Raw genomic sequence first — 17,048 nt, 5'->3', positions numbered from 1 at the left:
CATGCGCACACGCACCACGGGGGCGATCGCGCTCGCGGCCACCGCCGCGCTGACGCTCGCCGCCTGCTCCGACGACGGAGGCTCGAGCGGCGGCGAGGCCGAGGGCGGCGGCGAATCGGTCACCATCGGCATCAAGTTCGACCAGCCGGGCCTCGGGTTCATGGAGGGTGACACGCCCTCCGGCTTCGACGTCGAGGTCGCCAAGTACGTGGCCGGCGAGCTCGGCTACTCCGAGGACCAGATCACCTGGACGGAGGCGCCGTCCGCCCAGCGGGAGACGCTGCTGTCCACCGGCCAGGTCGACATGATCTTCGCGACCTACTCGATCACCGACGAGCGGCGCGAGCAGGTCTCCTTCGCCGGACCGTACTTCGTGGCCGGCCAGGACCTCCTGGTCGCCGCCGACAACACGGACATCACCGGCCCGGACACCCTCGACGGCAAGAACCTGTGCTCCGTCACCGGTTCGACCTCCGCCCAGCGGATCAAGGACGAGTACTCCGAGGGCGTCAACCTGCTCGAGCAGCCGGGCTACGCCGAGTGCGTGACCGCCCTCGTCGCAGGCCAGGTCGACGCGGTCACCACCGACGACGTCATCCTGGCGGGCCTGGGCGCGCAGCCGTCCAACGCCGGCCAGGTGAAGGTCGTCGGCAACACCTTCTCCGAGGAGCTGTACGGCGTCGGCATCCCGCAGGGGTCCGACCAGTGCGAGGCCATCAACGAGGCCATCACCAAGATGGTCGACGACGGCGCCTGGCAGGAGGCGCTCGACGCCGCGACCGAGGGCACCGGGTACGTCCCGAACGCCGACCTCAACCCGCCGGAGTACGAGCCCTGCGACGCGTGACGCAGCGCTGACCGGGGCCCGGGCCCGCCACGCTCAGCGTGGCGGGCCCGGGCCACCCGGCAGGCGACGCCGTACCGACTGCCCTCGACCGACCTACCCTCCGAAGGAGCGACTGCCGCGTGCAGGAGTACCTCGACATCGTCCGCGAGTACGACGTGCTCGGCGCGTTCTGGGTGAACATCCAGCTCGCGTTCTGGGCCGCTCTGCTGGCCCTCGCCCTGGGGTCCGTGCTGGCGTTGTTCCGCATCTCGCCGATCGGCAGCCTCCAGTGGGCCGGCACCACCTACGTCACGGTGTTCCGGAACATGCCCCTGACGATCATCATGGTCTTCATGGTGCTCGGCGCCTGGGGTCAGCTCGACCTGTCGCTCTCGACCGACTTCAACACGAACTTCTTCTGGCTCGCCGTCATCGGGCTGTCCGTCTACCACGCGGCCTTCGTGTGCGAGGCGATCCGCTCGGGGGTGAACACGGTGCCGGTGGGCCAGGCCGAGGCGGCGCGCTCCATCGGGTTGTCGTTCCTCCCCGCGGCCTGGCTCGTCATCCTCCCGCAGGCCTTCCGCGGCGCCATCGCGCCGCTGGGCAACGTCCTCATCGCGCTGATCAAGAACACGACGGTGGCGGCGGCAGCCTCGGTCGCCACGGAGACGTCATCGGTGATGAAAACGATGATCGAGTTCCGGTCCGACTACATCTACGCGATCTTCTTCACCTTCGCGATCGGGTACGTGATCCTCGTGACGCCGGTGGGGCTGTTGACCACATCTCTCTCGAGGAGCCTGGCGGTGTCCCGATGAACGCCCAGTCCGTCCTGTTCGACGCACCGGGCCCGCGAGCCCGTCGGCGCATCCTGCTCGGCAACCTCGTCGGCGCCGTGATCGTCGCCGGCGTCATCGCCCTCGTCCTGCTCCGGCTCGCCGAGAAGGGCCAGCTCGACCCGACACTGTGGCTGCACGCCGTCGACGCCGACGCGTGGGCGTACTACTACTGGCCCGGGTTCCTGGCGACCCTGCGCGCCGCTGCGCTGGCGATCGTCGGTGCGATGGTCTTCGGCCTCCTCTTCGGAGTGGGCCGCCTGTCGTCACACCTCCTGGTCCGCACGGTGTGCGGCACGATCGTGGAGTTCTTCCGCGCGGTGCCGGTGCTGCTCATGATGGTGTTCTTCTGGCTGCTGCTCGCCAACGGAGGCGTGGAGAACTCCTCGTTCTGGGGCGTGGTCATCGCGCTCGTCCTCTACAACGGGTCGGTCGTCGCCGAGCTGGTGCGCTCCGGCGTCCACGGTCTGCCGAGCGGGCAGCGGGAGGCAGCGCTCTCCGTGGGCCTGACCCGAGGTCAGTCGCTGCGCTCGGTCGAGGTGCCGCAGGCGCTGGTGGCGATGCTGCCTGCGCTCGTCTCGCAGCTGGTCGTGGTGCTCAAGGACTCAGCGCTCGGCGCGATCATCTCCTACAGCGAGCTCCTGCAGCACGCACGTCGCCTCGGTTCCGGCCAGGGCAACATCCTGCAGGCGCTCACGGTGGCGGCCGTCCTCTTCATCGTCGTCAACTACAGCCTGTCGAAGCTGGCGGAGCGGCTCAGCCGTACGCTGCGGCGGACGTCGGGCAAGACGGGGACGATGGCCGCCGGGCTGGACGCCGGTGTGGGAGCGGGAGCTACCGCGGTCGCCACCGGCCCTGCTGCGCGCCTCGACGAGGGCCCCGGTGCCCCCGGTACAGGCCCCGGCGACCGGGACCACCCGACACGCTGGTCCTAGGCGTCCGCGCGTCCGCTGCCGTCAGTCGCCGAGGAAGACGTCGTCGAGCTCGTCGAGCTCATCCCCCTCGGCGGCGAGAGCCTCCTTCACCGCGGCGAACGCCACCGACGGGTTGTGGCCCTTGCGGCTGAGCGATCCGACGGCCCGACGGACCCGCTTGTCGCGGTCGAGCCCGCGCGTCCGCGCCACGTGCTTGCGGGCGAGCTCGGCGGCAGCTGCGCGCTCGTCGTCGGCGTCGATCTGCTCGAGGGCCACGGCGGCGGTCTCGGTGTCGACGCCGCGGCGGTGCAGCTCCGCCGAGATCGCCCGCCGCGCCTGGCCCTTCTCGGTGTGACGGGTCCGGACGATCATCTCGGCGTACTCGACGTCGTCGATGAGACGGACCTCCTCGAACCGGTCGAGCACCGGGTCCACGACATGTTCGGGGAACCCTTTGCGCGTCAGCGACCGTTCGAGCTCGGCACGGCTCTTGGGTGCTGCCGTGAGGGACCGCAGCACGGCCTCGCGGGCCAGCTCCACCGCCTCCTCGACAGAGAGCTCCCCCGTGTCGAGACGTTCCGCGACGTTCGGGCGGCCGCGACGCTTCCCCTCGCCGCGACCGCCCTGGCGCTGGTCCCAGGCCATCAGCGCGCGCCCGTCAGAACGGCGCCTTCTTCGCCTTGGCCGCGGCCGACCGGGTCGCCGCCTTGGCCTTCGCCGGCGTCTTGCCGTCGTCCGGGCTCGCCACCGAGGCCGTCGACGCCGCAGCGTCGGTCACCGGCTCCGTGCCGTCACCCTCGGCGGGGGCGTCGACCGCAGCACCGACGCCGAGCTTCTCCTTGATCCGCTTCTCGAGCTCGTTGGCCAGGTCGGGGTTGTCGCGCAGGAAGGCGCGGGCGTTCTCCTTGCCCTGCCCGAGCTGGTCCCCGTCGTAGGTGAACCAGGACCCGGACTTGCGCACGAACCCGTGCTCCACGCCCATGTCGATCAGGCCACCCTCGCGGGAGATCCCGACGCCGTAGAGGATGTCGAACTCGGCCTGCTTGAACGGCGGCGCCATCTTGTTCTTGACGACCTTGACCCGCGTGCGGTTGCCGACCGCGTCGGTCCCCTCCTTGAGGGTCTCGATCCGGCGGATGTCCATGCGCACCGAGGCGTAGAACTTCAGCGCCTTGCCACCCGTGGTCGTCTCAGGGGAGCCGAAGAAGACTCCGATCTTCTCGCGGAGCTGGTTGATGAAGATCGCCGTGGTGCCCGAGGAGCTCAGGGCGCCGGAGATCTTGCGCAGCGCCTGCGACATGAGCCGCGCCTGCAGGCCCACGTGACTGTCGCCCATCTCGCCCTCGATCTCCGCCTTGGGCACGAGGGCCGCGACGGAGTCGATCACGATGATGTCGATGGCGCCCGACCGGATGAGCATGTCCGTGATCTCCAGGGCCTGCTCACCGGTGTCCGGCTGCGAGACGAGCAGCGCGTCGGTGTCGACGCCGAGCTTCTTCGCATAGTCCGGGTCCAGGGCGTGCTCGGCGTCCACGAACGCCGCGATGCCGCCGTTCCGCTGGGCGTTGGCCACCGCGTGCAGCGCGATGGTCGTCTTGCCGGAGGACTCCGGGCCGTAGACCTCGACGACACGCCCGCGGGGCAGTCCTCCGATGCCGAGCGCGACGTCGAGCGCGATCGACCCGGTCGGGATGACCTCGACCGGGGCGCGCCCCTCCTGGCCCAGGCGCATGACGGAGCCCTTGCCGAAGCTGCGGTCGATCTGGGCGAGCGCGGCTTCGAGAGCCTTCTCGCGGTCTTCCGATGCTGGCATGTTGGTCACCTTCGGGTTCTGGGCGCGGCCGCGCGCCTTCGGCTTGCTGTTCATGTTGCGACGACCGTACTCGGGGCCACCGACAACGATCCGCACCACCCGCCGGCCTGTGGACGACGGGCCGCAGACGTCCTGCTGTGGTCACACTCTACCCGAACGCGTGTTCGATCCCCGGGGTCGGAGACCGGCGTGTCGGCGGGGCACCTCAGCGCGGCGGCGGCGCCTGCCGGTTCCGGTCGGTGCCCCAGCGCCGGTCCGCGGGCACGTCGAGCGCGTCGCAGAGCGCGTGCCACACGTCCCGGGGCTCGACGCCGGCGGCGAGCGCCTCGGCCGGCGTCCGGTCGCCGAGGCGTGGCAGCACCTGCTCCCGGACGAGCGTGCGGCCGAGGGCCCGGCCGAAGACCTCGTCGACGAGCTGGGAGAAGTCTGAGTAGCGCACTCCCCCAGGGTGCCACGTCGGCAGCGCGCGGCTGTCGGTGTCGCGGTGCACGATGGGGCGGTGGCCACGACCTCCGACGACCCGCTCACCCGGTTCGCGCCCCCCACCCGGGCCTGGTTCGGCGGCGCGTTCGCGAGGCCGACGGCGGCGCAGACGGGCGCCTGGGACGCCATCGGCGACGACCACCACGCCCTGGTGGTCGCACCGACCGGCTCCGGGAAGACGCTGGCGGCGTTCCTCTGGGCGATCGATCGGTTGGCGTCCGCTCCCCCGCCGCGCGACCCGGCCCGTCGCTGCCGGGTGCTCTACGTCTCCCCGCTCAAGGCTCTCGCGGCGGACGTCCAGCGCAACCTGCGCGCTCCGCTCGCCGGCATCCGCCATGCCGCCGCGCGCGACGGCGGGGTCGCCCACGAGGTGACGGTCGGCATGCGCACGGGTGACACCCCGGCGTCCGAGCGCCGGGCGTTCGCCACCCGCCCCCCGGACGTCCTCGTGACCACCCCCGAGTCGCTGTTCCTCGTGCTGACCTCGGCGGCACGGACAGGGCTGGCCGGTGTCGGGACGGTGATCGTCGACGAGATCCACGCCGTCGCCGGGACCAAGCGCGGTGCGCACCTCGCTCTCACGCTGGAGCGGCTCGACGAGCTGCTGGACCGACCGGCCCAGCGCATCGGGCTCTCCGCCACCGTCCGCCCGGTGGACGAGGTCGCCGGGTTCCTGGGTGGCGGCCGCGCCCGGGCGGACGGCGGGCGCGAGGTCGTCGTGGTGCAACCACCGGCCGACAAGCGCTGGGACCTCCAGGTCGCCGTCCCCGTCCCCGACCTGACGGACCTCGGCGGGACGGACGAGCCGGACCTGACCGGTGCAGCGGCGGGACCGCAGCGCCAGGCCTCGGTCTGGCCGCACGTCACCGACCGGGTGGTCGACCTCGTCGCGGCGCACCGGTCGACCCTCGTGTTCACCAACTCGCGGCGCGGGGCCGAACGGCTCACGGCGCGGATCAACGAGACGTGGGCCGAACGGCAGGGGCTCACCCTCCCCGACCCCGGCGCGGAGCAGGCCGCGCTGACGCCCGGGCAGTCGGGCACGGCCTCGTCCCGCCCCGACGACGCGCCCGTGCTGGCGCGTGCCCACCACGGGTCCATGAGCCGGGCCGAGCGCACGCGCACCGAGTCCGACCTCAAGGCAGGGGTGCTGCCCGCCGTCGTCGCGACGTCGTCCCTCGAGCTCGGCATCGACATGGGCGCCGTCGACCTCGTGGTCCAGGTCGGTGCGCCGCCGTCGGTCGCCAGCGGGCTGCAGCGCATCGGCCGCGCCGGCCACCAGGTGGGCGCCGTGTCACGGGGTGTCGTGCTGCCCACCTTCCGCGGTGACCTCGTCCCGGCCACCGTCGTCGCGCAGCGCATGCAGGACGGGGACATCGAGCCGCTGCACGTGGTGACCAACCCGTTGGACGTCCTCGCCCAGCAGGTGGTGGCCGCCCTGGCCGTCGACGACTGGCCCGTCGACGACCTCCTGGCGCTCGTGCGCCGGTCCGCACCGTTCACGGGGCTCGGGGACGCCACCTGGCACGCCGTCCTGGACATGCTCGCCGGACGCTACCCGAGCGAGGAGTTCGGCGAGCTGCGCGCCCGGATCGTCTGGGACCGGATCACCGGCGGCCTCTCCGCGCGCCCCGGGGCCCAGCGCCTGGCGGTCACGAGCGGCGGGACCATCCCCGACCGCGGGCTCTACGGTGTCTTCCTGGCAGGGGACGACGGCGGTCGCGGCGGCAAGCGGGTCGGCGAGCTGGACGAGGAGATGGTCTACGAGTCCCGGGCGGGCGACACGTTCACGCTCGGGTCCTCGACGTGGCGCATCGAGGACATCACGCCGGACCGCGTGGTCGTCACGCCGGCACCCGGCCTGCCCGGGCGGCTGCCGTTCTGGAAGGGCGACGCCCCCGGGCGCCCCGCGCCGTTGGGCCGCGCCGTCGGAGCGTTCGTCCGCGAGGCCGACGAGGCGCTGGCCGCCGACCCTCAGGCCGGCCGTGCGCACCTGCGGGACGCCGGGCTGGACGCCTGGGCCGCGGACAACCTGGCGGGCTACCTCACCGAGCAGCGCGCCGCCACGGGGCGATTGCCGGACGACCGGACGGTCGTGGTGGAGCGGTTCCGGGACGAGCTCGGCGACTGGCGGGTGGTGGTGCACTCGCCGCTCGGCGCCCGGGTGCACGCGCCGTGGGCGCTCGCCGTCGCCGCCCGGCTGCGGGATCGCCTGGGTGCCGACGTCGCCGCGATGCCGGGTGACGACGGCATCGTGCTGCGCCTGCCCGGTGACTCGCCCTGGGACGTGGAGGCCGGCGACGCCGGTGCGGAGCCCGTCGTCACTACCGAGGACCTCCTCCTCGACCCCGAGGAGGTGACCGACACCGTGCGCACCGAGCTCGGCTCCTCGGTGCTCTTCGCCGCGCGCTTCCGGGAGGCGGCGGCCCGCGCCCTGCTGCTGCCCCGCCGTCGGCCCGACCGGAGGTCCCCGCTGTGGCAGCAGCGCCAGCGCGCCGCCCAGCTGCTGCAGGTCGCCTCCGCCCACCCCGACTTCCCGATCATGCTCGAGGCTGCCCGGGAGTGCCTCCAGGACGACTTCGACGTCGCGGCCCTGCGCACGCTCATGACCGACCTGGCCGCCGGCCGCGTCCGTCTGGTCGAGGTGACCACGCCCGAACCGTCGCCCTTCGCCCGGTCCCTGCTGTTCGGCTACACAGCACAGTTCCTGTACGACGGCGATGCGCCGCTCGCCGAGCGACGTGCGGCCGCGCTGTCCCTCGACCCGGCGCTGCTGGCCGAGCTCCTCGGCGAACAAGGGGCGACCGACCTCGCCGATCTCCTCGACCCCGCCGCCGTCGAACGCACCGAGGCGGAGCTGCAGGGCCTGGACCCCGCACGGCAGGCCAAGGACGCCGAGGGTGTGTGGGACCTGCTGCGCCGGACCGGCCCGCACCCCGTGGCCGCGCTGCGCGAGCGCACCCGTGAGGACGCACGCGACGACGTGGGCGCCTGGCTCGACGAACTGGCCCGGGCGCGACGGATCTTCCCCGTCCGGTTGGCCGGGGGCGAGCAGTGGGCCGTCGTCGAGGACGCGGCGCGGCTGCGCGACGCCCTCGGCGCAGCCCTGCCCGCCGGTCTGGCCGAGGCCCACACCACGCCGGTGCCCGATCCCCTGGGTGACCTCGTGCGCCGGCACGCCCGGACGCACGGTCCGTTCACCGTCACCGACGTCGCGCGCCGGTTCGGCCTCGGGGTCGCGGTCGTCGCCACCGTGGTCGCGAGGCTCGAGGCGGACGGGCTCCTGGTCCGGGGCGCCCTGCGGCCGGAGGTCCTCGGCGGCACCGGCGACGACCTGTGCGACCCGCGTGTCCTGCGCACCCTGCGCCGCCGTTCCCTGGCCGCCCTGCGGGCCGAGGTGGAACCGGTCGAGCCCGAGGCGCTCGGCGTCTTCCTGCCTCGCTGGCAAGGGGTCACGTCCTCGCCGCTACGAGGCACCGACGGCGTCCTGCGGGTCGTGGAGCAGCTGGCCGGTTCCGCCGTGCCCGCCTCCGCCCTGGAGACCCTCGTGCTGCCTGCGCGCGTGGCCGACTACTCCCCCGCACTCCTCGACGAGCTGACCACCACCGGTGAGGTGCTGTGGGCCGGGCACGCCTCGTTGGCCGGCGGAGGCGGGGACGGGATGGTGAGCCTGCACCTGAGCGACGACGCGCCGCTCACGCTCGCCGCGCCGTCCGACCTCGCGCCCGACGGCCCGCTGGACACCGACCTGCACCGGGTGGTGCTCGACCTGCTCTCCGGTTCCGGCGGACACTTCCTGCCGCGGCTGGCCGAGCTGGCGGACGCCGCGCCGCAGGACACCCTGGAGGTCCTGTGGGACCTGGTGTGGGCCGGGCACGTCACGAACGACGGGCTGGCGGTGCTCCGCGAGCGGGTCGGCCCCCGCGGGGGCGTGCACCGAGCACCGCGCACGCCGGCGCGCGCCCGCCCCGTCCGCCGGTCACGGTTCGCCCTCGCCCGACCGGTGGCACCACGCGGCGGTGGTGGTCGATGGTCGGCGCTGCCGGTGCGCGAGGCAGACCCGACCCTGCGCACTCACGCGCTGACGCAGGTGCTGCTGGATCGGCACGGCGTGCTCACACGTGCCGTGGCGCCCTCCGAGGGAGTGACGGGGCAGTTCCGAGAGGTCTACCGCGTGCTGTCCGGCCTCGAGGAGCGGGGCGCGGTGCGCCGTGGCTACTTCGTCGAACGCCTCGGCGGATCCCAGTTCGCGCTCCCCGGAGCCGTCGACCAGCTGCGGGTCGACGCCGCGGAGCGCGACCGTCTGCGCGCCGACCCGGACGCGACGCGTCGTGCCGTGCTGCTCGCGGCCACGGACCCGGCCAACCCCTACGGCGCCGCCCTGGCCTGGCCACGGCCATCGACCGGGTCGAGCGACTCCCCCGTGCACCGCCCGGGCCGCAAGGCGGGAGCCGTCGTCGTGCTCACGGGCGGGTCGCTCACGCTCTACGTGGAACGGGGTGGGCGCACCCTGCTGTCCTTCACCGACGACGCCGCCGAGCTCGCCCCGGCTGCCGCCGTCCTCGCCGAGGCGGCCGGCACGGGGCGGCTGGGCAAGGTGCTGGTCCAGCGCATCGACGGCACGCCCGCACTGACCGCCGCCCGGGATCGTGGACCGGCCGCCGCAGCCCTGCTCGACCACGGCTTCGGGATCACGCCACAAGGTCTACGGGTCGCGGCTCGCTGACAGGCGCCGCGACGGCGGTCGGCAGCGCGGCGTCGGAGGTGTCCGGCGGCTCCCGGTCGACGATGTCGGCGAGGAGGAACAGATACCCGATCATGAGGACGAAACCCACGCGCTCGAGCAGGCCGAAGGCCACGATCCCCGAACCGACCGCGGCGAGCGGCAGGTGGACGGCCAGGAACGTCGCGACCAGCATCGCCAACGCGGTCGTCGCACGCTGCAGCCGCCGCGGCGCGGCCGAGCGGGGCGCACCGACCTGCCGCGCCACGCAGTGGCCCACCACCGGCAGCACCACGAACGCCGCTGCCGCGCTCGTGCGGTGCACCGCGGCGGACAAGGTCGTCTCCACCCCCGGCGGGTCCGTCGGGAACACTCCCACCAGCACCATCGCGACGGCGAAGACGACCATCGCGGCACCCGGCAGCGGGCCGACCGCCAACCCCGACCGGTATGCCCGTGCCACCACCACGAGCCCGACGAGCGCGAGCACCGTCCCACCGAGCAGGATCGCCTCGCCACCGCCGGAGACGAACGCGTAGAAGCTCACGGGATCGACCACGGGATCCACGACGCCGGCACCGAGGACGTGTGCGGCGACCATCGCGCCGAGCGCCACCGCACCGAACCATCCGACGGTGCGCACGCTGCCACGAGCCACCTGGGCAGGGCGAGATTCTGGTGCAAGGGGAGACATGGACCCAAGGATGTCCGAAAAGTCCGCGCCGATCCATCGGGTACCTCCCTGGTCCGTCCCTGACGGGTGACCGTGGCACCCTGAGTCCACCAGGAAGGGAGGGTCAGGTGCCCGAAGGTGACGTCCTGCGGCTGACCGCGGACCGGCTCGACCAGGCGCTGCGCGGCTCGCCGCTCGTGCGCGCGGAGCTTCGCTGGCCCAGCGCTGCGGGAGCAGATCTCGTCGGCCGCACCGTGACGTCGTGCACGGCCTACGGCAAGCACGTCCTGACCCGGCTGGACGACGGCCGGACGCTGCACACGCATCTGCGGATGGACGGCTCGTGGCGGGTCGAGCGCACGGGCGGGCGCGCCGCGGCGGCACGACGGCCTGAGATACGCGCCGTCCTGGCCACGACGCGCTGGACCTGCGTGGGGTGGCGTCTCGGCATGCTCGACCTGCTGCGGACCCGTGACGAGCCGCACCTGCTCGCCCACCTGGGACCGGACGTGCTGGCGGACGACTTCCCCGGCGACGGCCTGGACGAAGCCGTGCGCCGGATGCGTGAGCAGGGCCCTCGGCCACTGTGCGACGTGCTGCTCGACCAGGGCGTCGTCGCCGGCCTGGGCACGATCTGGATGGCCGAGTCGCTGTACGCCTCGCGCCTGTGGCCCTGGACCCCGGCGGAAGCGTTGGACGACGCGGCGCACCGTCGGCTGCTGGCCACGGCTCGACGGCTCATGGGACGCAGCGTCGACATCGGTCGCTCTCGCGGGCTGCAGGAGGTGCCCCGCGCGGTGCACGGACAGCTCGGCAGGCCGTGCCGCCGATGCCGGACGTCCGTCGCCGTCGGGCAGGCCAACGAGCCTCCGTACGAACGTCCGGTCTTCTGGTGCCCGACGTGCCAGGCGAGCGACGCTCCGGCCCGTTGAGCCGGTCGCGCCTCAGCCGACCGGCGTCAGGTCCTCGCGCGAGGCGGTGCCGCGGGAGTACATCCCCGCGAGCACGTCGGCCGGGATGGTGTCCGGCACGTGCAGGCCCTCGGCGACGGCGATCTTGTCGCTGACCTCGCGCAGCACGAGCGACAGCGGCACGTCCAGGGCCTCGCAGATCGAGGCGAGCAGCTCCGAGGAGGCTTCCTTCTGGCCGCGCTCGACCTCGCTGAGATAGCCCAGCGAGACCCGTGCCGCCGAGGACACCTCACGCAGGGTGCGCCCCTGACGCTGCCGCGCGTCGCGCAGCACGTCACCGATCTCTCGTCGTAGGACGATCATGTCGCGCCCCCTTCCTTCGTCCGCCACCCCGTATCGAGGGGTGGCACTACCGTACCCCGAGCGGTGTGGCGCGCGTCGACCGGGACGCGCATCGATACGGGTTCGTGGCCTGTCTGCGATCACACCTGCCCAACGCCCGGCCCCCCTCCGGTGTTCCCGGCGCCCGGGCGCACCTCGGATCACCGCCCGGCCGACACGGATCCTTCACCATCGACCAGCTCCTCGGCGAGCGTCAGAACCGCGTCCACGGCCCCGCGGCGGACGGCGGCACGGTCGCCGCCGAGCTCGAACCGGCGCACCGCCGACGCCACGGGGGTCACCACCGCGACGAACACCAGGCCGGGCGGTCTGCCGTCCTGCGGGTCGGGCCCGGCCACCCCCGTCGTCGCGAGACCGACGTCGGCGCCGGTCGCCTGCCGCACGCCGCGCGCCATCGCCTCGGCCACGTCCGGGTCGACGGCGCCACGCTCGTCGAGCAGGCCGGCGTCCACCCCCAGCAGCGTTGCCTTGAGCTCGGTCGCATAGGCGACGACACCGCCGCGGACCACCGTCGACGCGCCGGGCACCTCGACCAGCGACGCCGTGACGAGCCCGCCGGTCAGCGACTCCGCGACGCCGATCGTCCAGCCCTGCGCCGCGGCGTACGAGAGCAGCGTCCGAGCCCTCACCCGGCGGGCTCCGAACGCTGCGCGTCACGGCGGATGCGCCACCCCTGGACGAGGTAGTCGAGCCCCGTGACGACGGTGACGGCGACGGCGGCGCCCATCACCACCCATGCGAGGACCAGGACCGACGCGTGGAGGTGGTCCAGCGGGAGCAGGAAGAGCAGGATCGCCGCGATCTGCAGCACCGTCTTGATCTTGCCGCCGCGCGAGGCCGGCATCACCGCGTATCGCAGCATCCCCATGCGCATCACGGTGATCCCCAGCTCACGCACCAGGATGACGGCGGGCACCCACCAGGGCAGCTCGTCGAGCGGCCACCAGAGCAGCACGAGCGCCGCGCCCACGAGGGCCTTGTCGGCGATCGGGTCGAGGATCTTGCCCAGGTCGGTGACCAGGCCCCGGGAACGGGCGAGATGACCGTCGACCTGGTCGCTCACGGCGGCCACGGCGAAGATGACGGTCGCCACGAGGCGCCAGGTCACGGACTGACCGTCGTCGACGAGCAGCGCCCACGCGAAGACCGGCACGAGGGCGATGCGCACCATGGTCACGAGGTTCGCGATGTTCCACGGTGAGGGTGTGGCGTCCATCCGTCCAGCCTACTGGGGCGGGTGACGGCCGGATCCCGCCGGTCGCTTCACCCGGTGCGCCCCTGCCGGCCCGCGACCCGCGCGGCCGGAGGCCCGGTACTCTCGCGGGGTGCAGCACACGAGGCTCCGTGGACCGGCGCACGCGCGCGACCGAGGCGCGCCCGCCGCGGCCCTGGTCCGCGTCGCCGTGGTCGCGACCATCGCGCTCGGCGTCGTCACGTCGTGCCAGATCGTCGCCGACGACCCGGCCGGCCCGGGGACCGTCACGGCGTCGCCGGACCCTGCCGTCGCGAAGGAGTCGCCGCCGGAACCCGTGCCGCCGGCGACGTTCACGGTCCTCGCGGCGGGCGACCTGCTCCCGCACGGGCCGGTGGTCCGGTCCGCCGGGGGCGGAAGCGACTTCGCCGGGCTGCTGGCCGGCCTCGACCCGTGGGTGGCGGGGGCCGACCTCGCGCTGTGCCACATGGAGGTCCCGGTCGCCCCGCCCGGCACGGCCCCGAGCGGCTACCCGATGTTCGGCGCGCCCGCAGGCCTCGTGGACGCGGTCGCCGCCCAGGGCTGGGACGGGTGCTCGACCGCCTCCAACCACTCGGTCGACCGCGCCTACGACGGTGTGGTCGCCACTCTCGACGCCTTCGACGACGCCGGCCTCGGGCACGTGGGCACGGCCCGCTCGGAGACCGAGCAGTCCGCGCCGCAGCGGTACGAGCTGGATCGGTCGGGCCGCACGCTGACCGTGGCCCATCTCTCGGCGACGTACGGCCTCAACGGTCTGCCGATGCCGCCCGCGGCACGGTGGGCGGTCGATCTCATCGACGCCGAGCGGCTCGTCGACGACGCACGGCGCGCCCGCGAGGAGGGTGCTGACGTCGTGCTGGTCAGCCTGCACGCAGGCGTCGAGTACACGGAGGACCTCACCGACGAGCAGGTGGACGTGGTCGCCGAGCTCGGCACCTCCGGCGCGGTGGACCTGGTGATCGGCCACCACGCGCACGTGCCGCAGCGCGTCGAGCGCGTCGACGGCGGTCCCGACGGCAGCGGGATGTGGGTGGCCTACGGTCTGGGGAACCTGCTGTCGAACCAGAGCGCGGCGTGCTGCGACGCCCGCACGAGCAACGGCGTGCTGCTGTCCGCGACCTTCGCCCAGGAACGCCCGTCCGGACCCACCCTGGTCAGCAAGGTGAGATGGACCGGGACCACCGTCGACATCGCGGCCGGGCACCGGGTGCACGCGCTGCCCGACGTGCTGGAGGACCCGGGCAGCACGACCCTCTCGTCGGCGGAGCTGGCCGACCGCCAGGATCGTGTCGAGGACGCCGTCCGCGACACGGCCCGGGAACGCACCCGGCCGTCCGACCCGACCGGCGACGAACCGGTGGTGCTCCCCCGCGAGGACGCGGCGGACGCCGACGACGACCAGCACTCGCCCCGGCCCGAGCGGTAGGGCTCAGCGCACCGGGTCCTGCGCGTCGGTGTCCGCACCGTCGTGGTAGTCGGTGGCGACCGGGGGCCGGTGCGAGTCCGTGCCCTCGGCGTACGGGTCCGCCGTCCCGTCGTCGGACTCCTGGTCGTAGGCCGGCGCCGGGGCTGATTCCCCACGGATCAGGGCGAGCGCGGCGGGTAGATCGTCGGGCTGCACCAGTACCTCGCGAGCCTTCGAGCCCTCCGACGGCCCCACGATCTCGCGGGACTCGAGGAGGTCCATGAGCCGCCCCGCCTTCGCGAAGCCGACCCGCAGCTTGCGCTGCAGCATCGACGTGGAGCCGAACTGCGTGGAGACCACCAGCTCCGCCGCCTGGAGGAGCAGGTCGAGGTCGTCGCCGATGTCGTCGTCGATCTGCTTCTTCGCGGCGGCCGGCGCCGTGACGTCCTGGCGGTAGACCGGCTTGAGCTGCGACTTCACGTGCTCGACGACGGCGTGCACCTCGGACTCGGTGACCCAGGCCCCCTGCACACGCATCGGCTTGGCGGCCCCCATCGGCAGGAACAGGGCGTCACCCTGGCCGATGAGCTTCTCGGCCCCCGGCTGGTCCAGCACGACGCGCGAGTCGGTGACCGAGGACGTCGCGAACGCGAGCCGCGATGGCACGTTGGCCTTGATCAGCCCCGTGACGACGTCGACGGACGGCCGCTGCGTCGCCAGGACCAGGTGGATCCCGGCCGCACGTGCCAGCTGGGTGATGCGCTGGATCGAGGCCTCGACGTCCCGGGGGGCGACCATCATCAGGTCCGCCAGCTCGTCGACGACGACCAGCAGGTACGGGTACGGAGCGATCTTGCGCTCCGAGCCCGGCAAGGGCTTGACCTTGCCGGAGCGGACCCCGGCGTTGAAGTCGTCGATGTGCTTGAAGCCGAACGTCGCGAGGTCGTCGTACCGGGCGTCCATCTCGCGCACGACCCACTCGAGCGCCTCGGCCGCCTTCTTGGGGCTCGTGATGATGGGGGTGATGAGGTGCGGGATGCCCTCGTAGATCGTCAGCTCGACACGCTTGGGGTCCACCAGGACCAGTCGCACCTGCTCCGGCGTCGCCCGCATGAGGATCGAGGTGATCATCGAGTTGATGAAGCTCGACTTGCCGGCGCCGGTCGCACCCGCAACGAGGATGTGCGGCATCTTCGCCAGGTTGGCGACCACGAACCCGCCCTCGACGTCCTTGCCGACGCCCATGACCATCGCGTGCTCGGTGCGGCGTGCCGCCGACGAGCGCAGGACGTCGCCGAGGACCACCGTCTCGCGGTCCGAGTTGGGGATCTCGATGCCGATCGCCGACTTGCCCGGGATGGGCGACAGGATCCGCACGTCGGCGCTCGCCACCGCGTAGGCGATGTTGTTGGACAACGAGGTGATGCGCTCGACCTTCGTCTTCGCGCCGACCTCGACCTCGTACCGGGTCACCGTGGGGCCGCGGGTGAAGTTCGTGACCTCGGCGTCCACGCCGAAGTCGGCGAAGACCTTGGTCAGCGACTCGACGACCCGGTCGTTCACCGCGGAGCGCGTCTTGTGGGGCGCGCCCTCGACCAGGGCCTCCTCGCTCGGCAGCAGGTAGACCGTGTCGCCTGAGAGCATCGGTTGCTCCGCGCGACCTGCCGGGGCGGGCGACGGCTCGGGTGCGCTGCGCGGGGCGTCCGCCGCGGCGGCCGGGACGATGGTGCCGGAAGGCTTTGTCCCGGACGGCACCCGCTGCGTGGCGGCCGTGCCGTCACCCTTGCGGCGCCCGGCCGAGCTCGGGCTCCCGGCCGGGTCGAGCGTGGCGGCCTTCTCGAAGGCCTCGTCGCCGGCGTACTGGTCCAGCTCGGCCGCGGCGGCGTCCGCCGCACGCTCGGCCTTGGTGCGGCGCTTGCGCCGCTTGCGCGGCGTGGCCGCGTCGTCCGACCCGTCGTGCGCCGAGACGCCGTCGGCGAGCCGCAGCCGGTCGTCGGACGCCTCGTCCTCGTGGTGGTTCCCGGTCAGGCGGTCGTACAGGCCGCGCACCCGTTCGGGGATGCGGTGGACGGGCGTCGCGGTGACGACGAGCAGCCCGAAGAAGCCGAGCAGGAGGAAGAGCGGGACCGCCACCCAGGTGGTGACCCCGATGACGACGGGGGTCGCGGCGAGGTAGCCGATGATGCCGCCGGCCTCCTGCACCTGCGCGAAGCCGTCACGCGGCGACGGGGTCCCCTCGGCGATCGCCACCAGCGAGCAGACAGAGACGACGAGGAGGCTCAGCCCGATGGCGACGCGAGAGTTCGCGCGGCCGCGCTCGGGGTGCCGCATCACCCGGACCCCTAGCCAGATCAGCAGCACCGGGACGGCCACGCCGGCCAGGCCCACGGTGCCCGCCACGACGGCATGGACGACCAGACCGAACGTCCCGGGGATCCCCCACCACTCGCGCGCGGCCACGACGAGCGCGACGGCGATGAGGAAGAAGGCGACGCCGTCCCGACGGTGCTCCGGTTCCAGGTCTCTCGCTCCCTTGGTGATCGTGCGTGTCACGGTGCCCAGGCCGTGCGCGACGCCCAGGTAGGCACCACGCACCATCCGGACCGGCCACGGCGGACCGCTGCGGGCCGGTCGCCGCCCGGACGCCCGCGCACCGCGCGAGGCTCCTGAGCGGGCCGACGACGACCGTGCGGACGCGCCACGTCCCGAGGCGGACGACGAGGCGCGCCGCCCCGTCCGTGCCCCGCCCCGCGCAGCCCCGGAGTTCTTCCGGGCGGTCGTCCGGGTCGCCATGATCCTCTCACCGTACCCGGGCGCCTCCGCCCGGC

General features: G+C 73.4%; 14 protein-coding genes. 6 read left to right on the top strand and 8 right to left on the bottom strand.

The features are described from left to right. Position 1 precedes the first annotated feature (1 nt). The 3 genes from ACWAT2_RS09975 to ACWAT2_RS09965 all read left to right on the top strand — a co-directional run bounded on the left by ACWAT2_RS09975 (position 2) and on the right by ACWAT2_RS09965 (position 2,597). Positions 2–847 (top strand): glutamate ABC transporter substrate-binding protein, encoded by an 846-nt coding sequence (locus ACWAT2_RS09975; protein ID WP_402375295.1) that lies wholly within the window; start codon positions 2–4, stop codon positions 845–847. Positions 848–966: 119 nt separating this feature from the next. Next, a complete protein-coding gene (locus ACWAT2_RS09970) occupies positions 967–1,644 on the top strand; it encodes an ABC transporter permease subunit (protein WP_402375297.1) in 678 nt (225 codons plus the stop codon). After that, entirely contained in the window at positions 1,641–2,597 is a 957-nt protein-coding gene (locus ACWAT2_RS09965) for an amino acid ABC transporter permease (RefSeq protein WP_402375299.1), read from the top strand. The genes ACWAT2_RS09970 and ACWAT2_RS09965 overlap by 4 nt, the downstream gene beginning before the upstream one ends. A 21-nt stretch (positions 2,598–2,618) precedes the next feature. On the opposite strand, the gene ACWAT2_RS09960 is transcribed toward ACWAT2_RS09965, so the two are convergent. From ACWAT2_RS09960 to ACWAT2_RS09950, 3 genes are all read right to left on the bottom strand, one after another. Next, positions 2,619–3,221, bottom strand: coding sequence for a regulatory protein RecX (locus ACWAT2_RS09960; RefSeq protein WP_402375301.1), 603 nt, complete (start codon positions 3,219–3,221; stop codon positions 2,619–2,621). A gap of 13 nt (positions 3,222–3,234) precedes the next feature. After that, positions 3,235–4,389 carry a recombinase RecA gene (gene recA, locus ACWAT2_RS09955; protein WP_402375552.1) on the bottom strand — a complete coding sequence of 385 codons (1,155 nt, stop codon included), beginning with the start codon at positions 4,387–4,389 and terminating at the stop codon, positions 3,235–3,237. Between the two features lie 205 nt (positions 4,390–4,594). After that, complete coding sequence (locus ACWAT2_RS09950) at positions 4,595–4,828, bottom strand: DUF3046 domain-containing protein (RefSeq protein WP_402375303.1); 234 nt, start codon at positions 4,826–4,828, stop codon at positions 4,595–4,597. A 60-nt stretch (positions 4,829–4,888) separates the two neighbouring features. Between ACWAT2_RS09950 and ACWAT2_RS09945 the strand changes: the two genes are divergently transcribed. Further along, the gene (locus ACWAT2_RS09945) at positions 4,889–9,598 is read left to right on the top strand and encodes an ATP-dependent helicase (RefSeq protein WP_402375305.1); all 4,710 of its coding nucleotides are present in this window, start codon (positions 4,889–4,891) and stop codon (positions 9,596–9,598) included. Here the strand turns inward: ACWAT2_RS09945 and ACWAT2_RS09940 are convergent. Further along, a complete protein-coding gene (locus ACWAT2_RS09940) occupies positions 9,564–10,253 on the bottom strand; it encodes a DUF998 domain-containing protein (RefSeq protein WP_402375307.1) in 690 nt (229 codons plus the stop codon). The two genes, ACWAT2_RS09945 and ACWAT2_RS09940, sit on opposite strands and share 35 nt — an antisense overlap. A 143-nt stretch (positions 10,254–10,396) precedes the next feature. On the opposite strand from ACWAT2_RS09940, the gene ACWAT2_RS09935 reads away from it, so the two are divergent. Beyond that, entirely contained in the window at positions 10,397–11,200 is an 804-nt protein-coding gene (locus ACWAT2_RS09935; RefSeq protein ID WP_402375309.1) for a DNA-formamidopyrimidine glycosylase family protein, read from the top strand. A 12-nt stretch (positions 11,201–11,212) separates the two neighbouring features. On the opposite strand, the gene ACWAT2_RS09930 is transcribed toward ACWAT2_RS09935, so the two are convergent. The 3 genes from ACWAT2_RS09930 to pgsA form a co-directional block, all read right to left on the bottom strand. Next, positions 11,213–11,542 carry a helix-turn-helix domain-containing protein gene (locus ACWAT2_RS09930; protein WP_402375311.1) on the bottom strand — a complete coding sequence of 110 codons (330 nt, stop codon included), beginning with the start codon at positions 11,540–11,542 and terminating at the stop codon, positions 11,213–11,215. A 179-nt stretch (positions 11,543–11,721) separates the two neighbouring features. Beyond that, positions 11,722–12,210 carry a CinA family protein gene (locus ACWAT2_RS09925; RefSeq protein WP_402375313.1) on the bottom strand — a complete coding sequence of 163 codons (489 nt, stop codon included), beginning with the start codon at positions 12,208–12,210 and terminating at the stop codon, positions 11,722–11,724. Next, a complete protein-coding gene (pgsA, locus tag ACWAT2_RS09920; RefSeq protein ID WP_402375315.1) occupies positions 12,207–12,797 on the bottom strand; it encodes a CDP-diacylglycerol--glycerol-3-phosphate 3-phosphatidyltransferase in 591 nt (196 codons plus the stop codon). Before pgsA ends, ACWAT2_RS09925 begins: the two co-directional genes overlap by 4 nt. Before the next feature lie 109 nt (positions 12,798–12,906). On the opposite strand from pgsA, the gene ACWAT2_RS09915 reads away from it, so the two are divergent. After that, positions 12,907–14,241 carry a CapA family protein gene (locus ACWAT2_RS09915; protein WP_402375317.1) on the top strand — a complete coding sequence of 445 codons (1,335 nt, stop codon included), beginning with the start codon at positions 12,907–12,909 and terminating at the stop codon, positions 14,239–14,241. 3 nt (positions 14,242–14,244) lie between these two features. Here the strand turns inward: ACWAT2_RS09915 and ACWAT2_RS09910 are convergent, their stop codons facing one another. Next, on the bottom strand, positions 14,245–17,013 hold the full coding sequence (locus ACWAT2_RS09910; protein WP_402375319.1) for an FtsK/SpoIIIE family DNA translocase: 2,769 nt from the start codon (positions 17,011–17,013) through the stop codon (positions 14,245–14,247). Positions 17,014–17,048: the final 35 nt, after the last annotated feature.

Source organism: Isoptericola sp. GX10416, from assembly GCF_056590155.1.
Note: the sequence above shows the minus strand (reverse complement) of the source record. Positions and strands in the feature narration are given on the sequence as shown.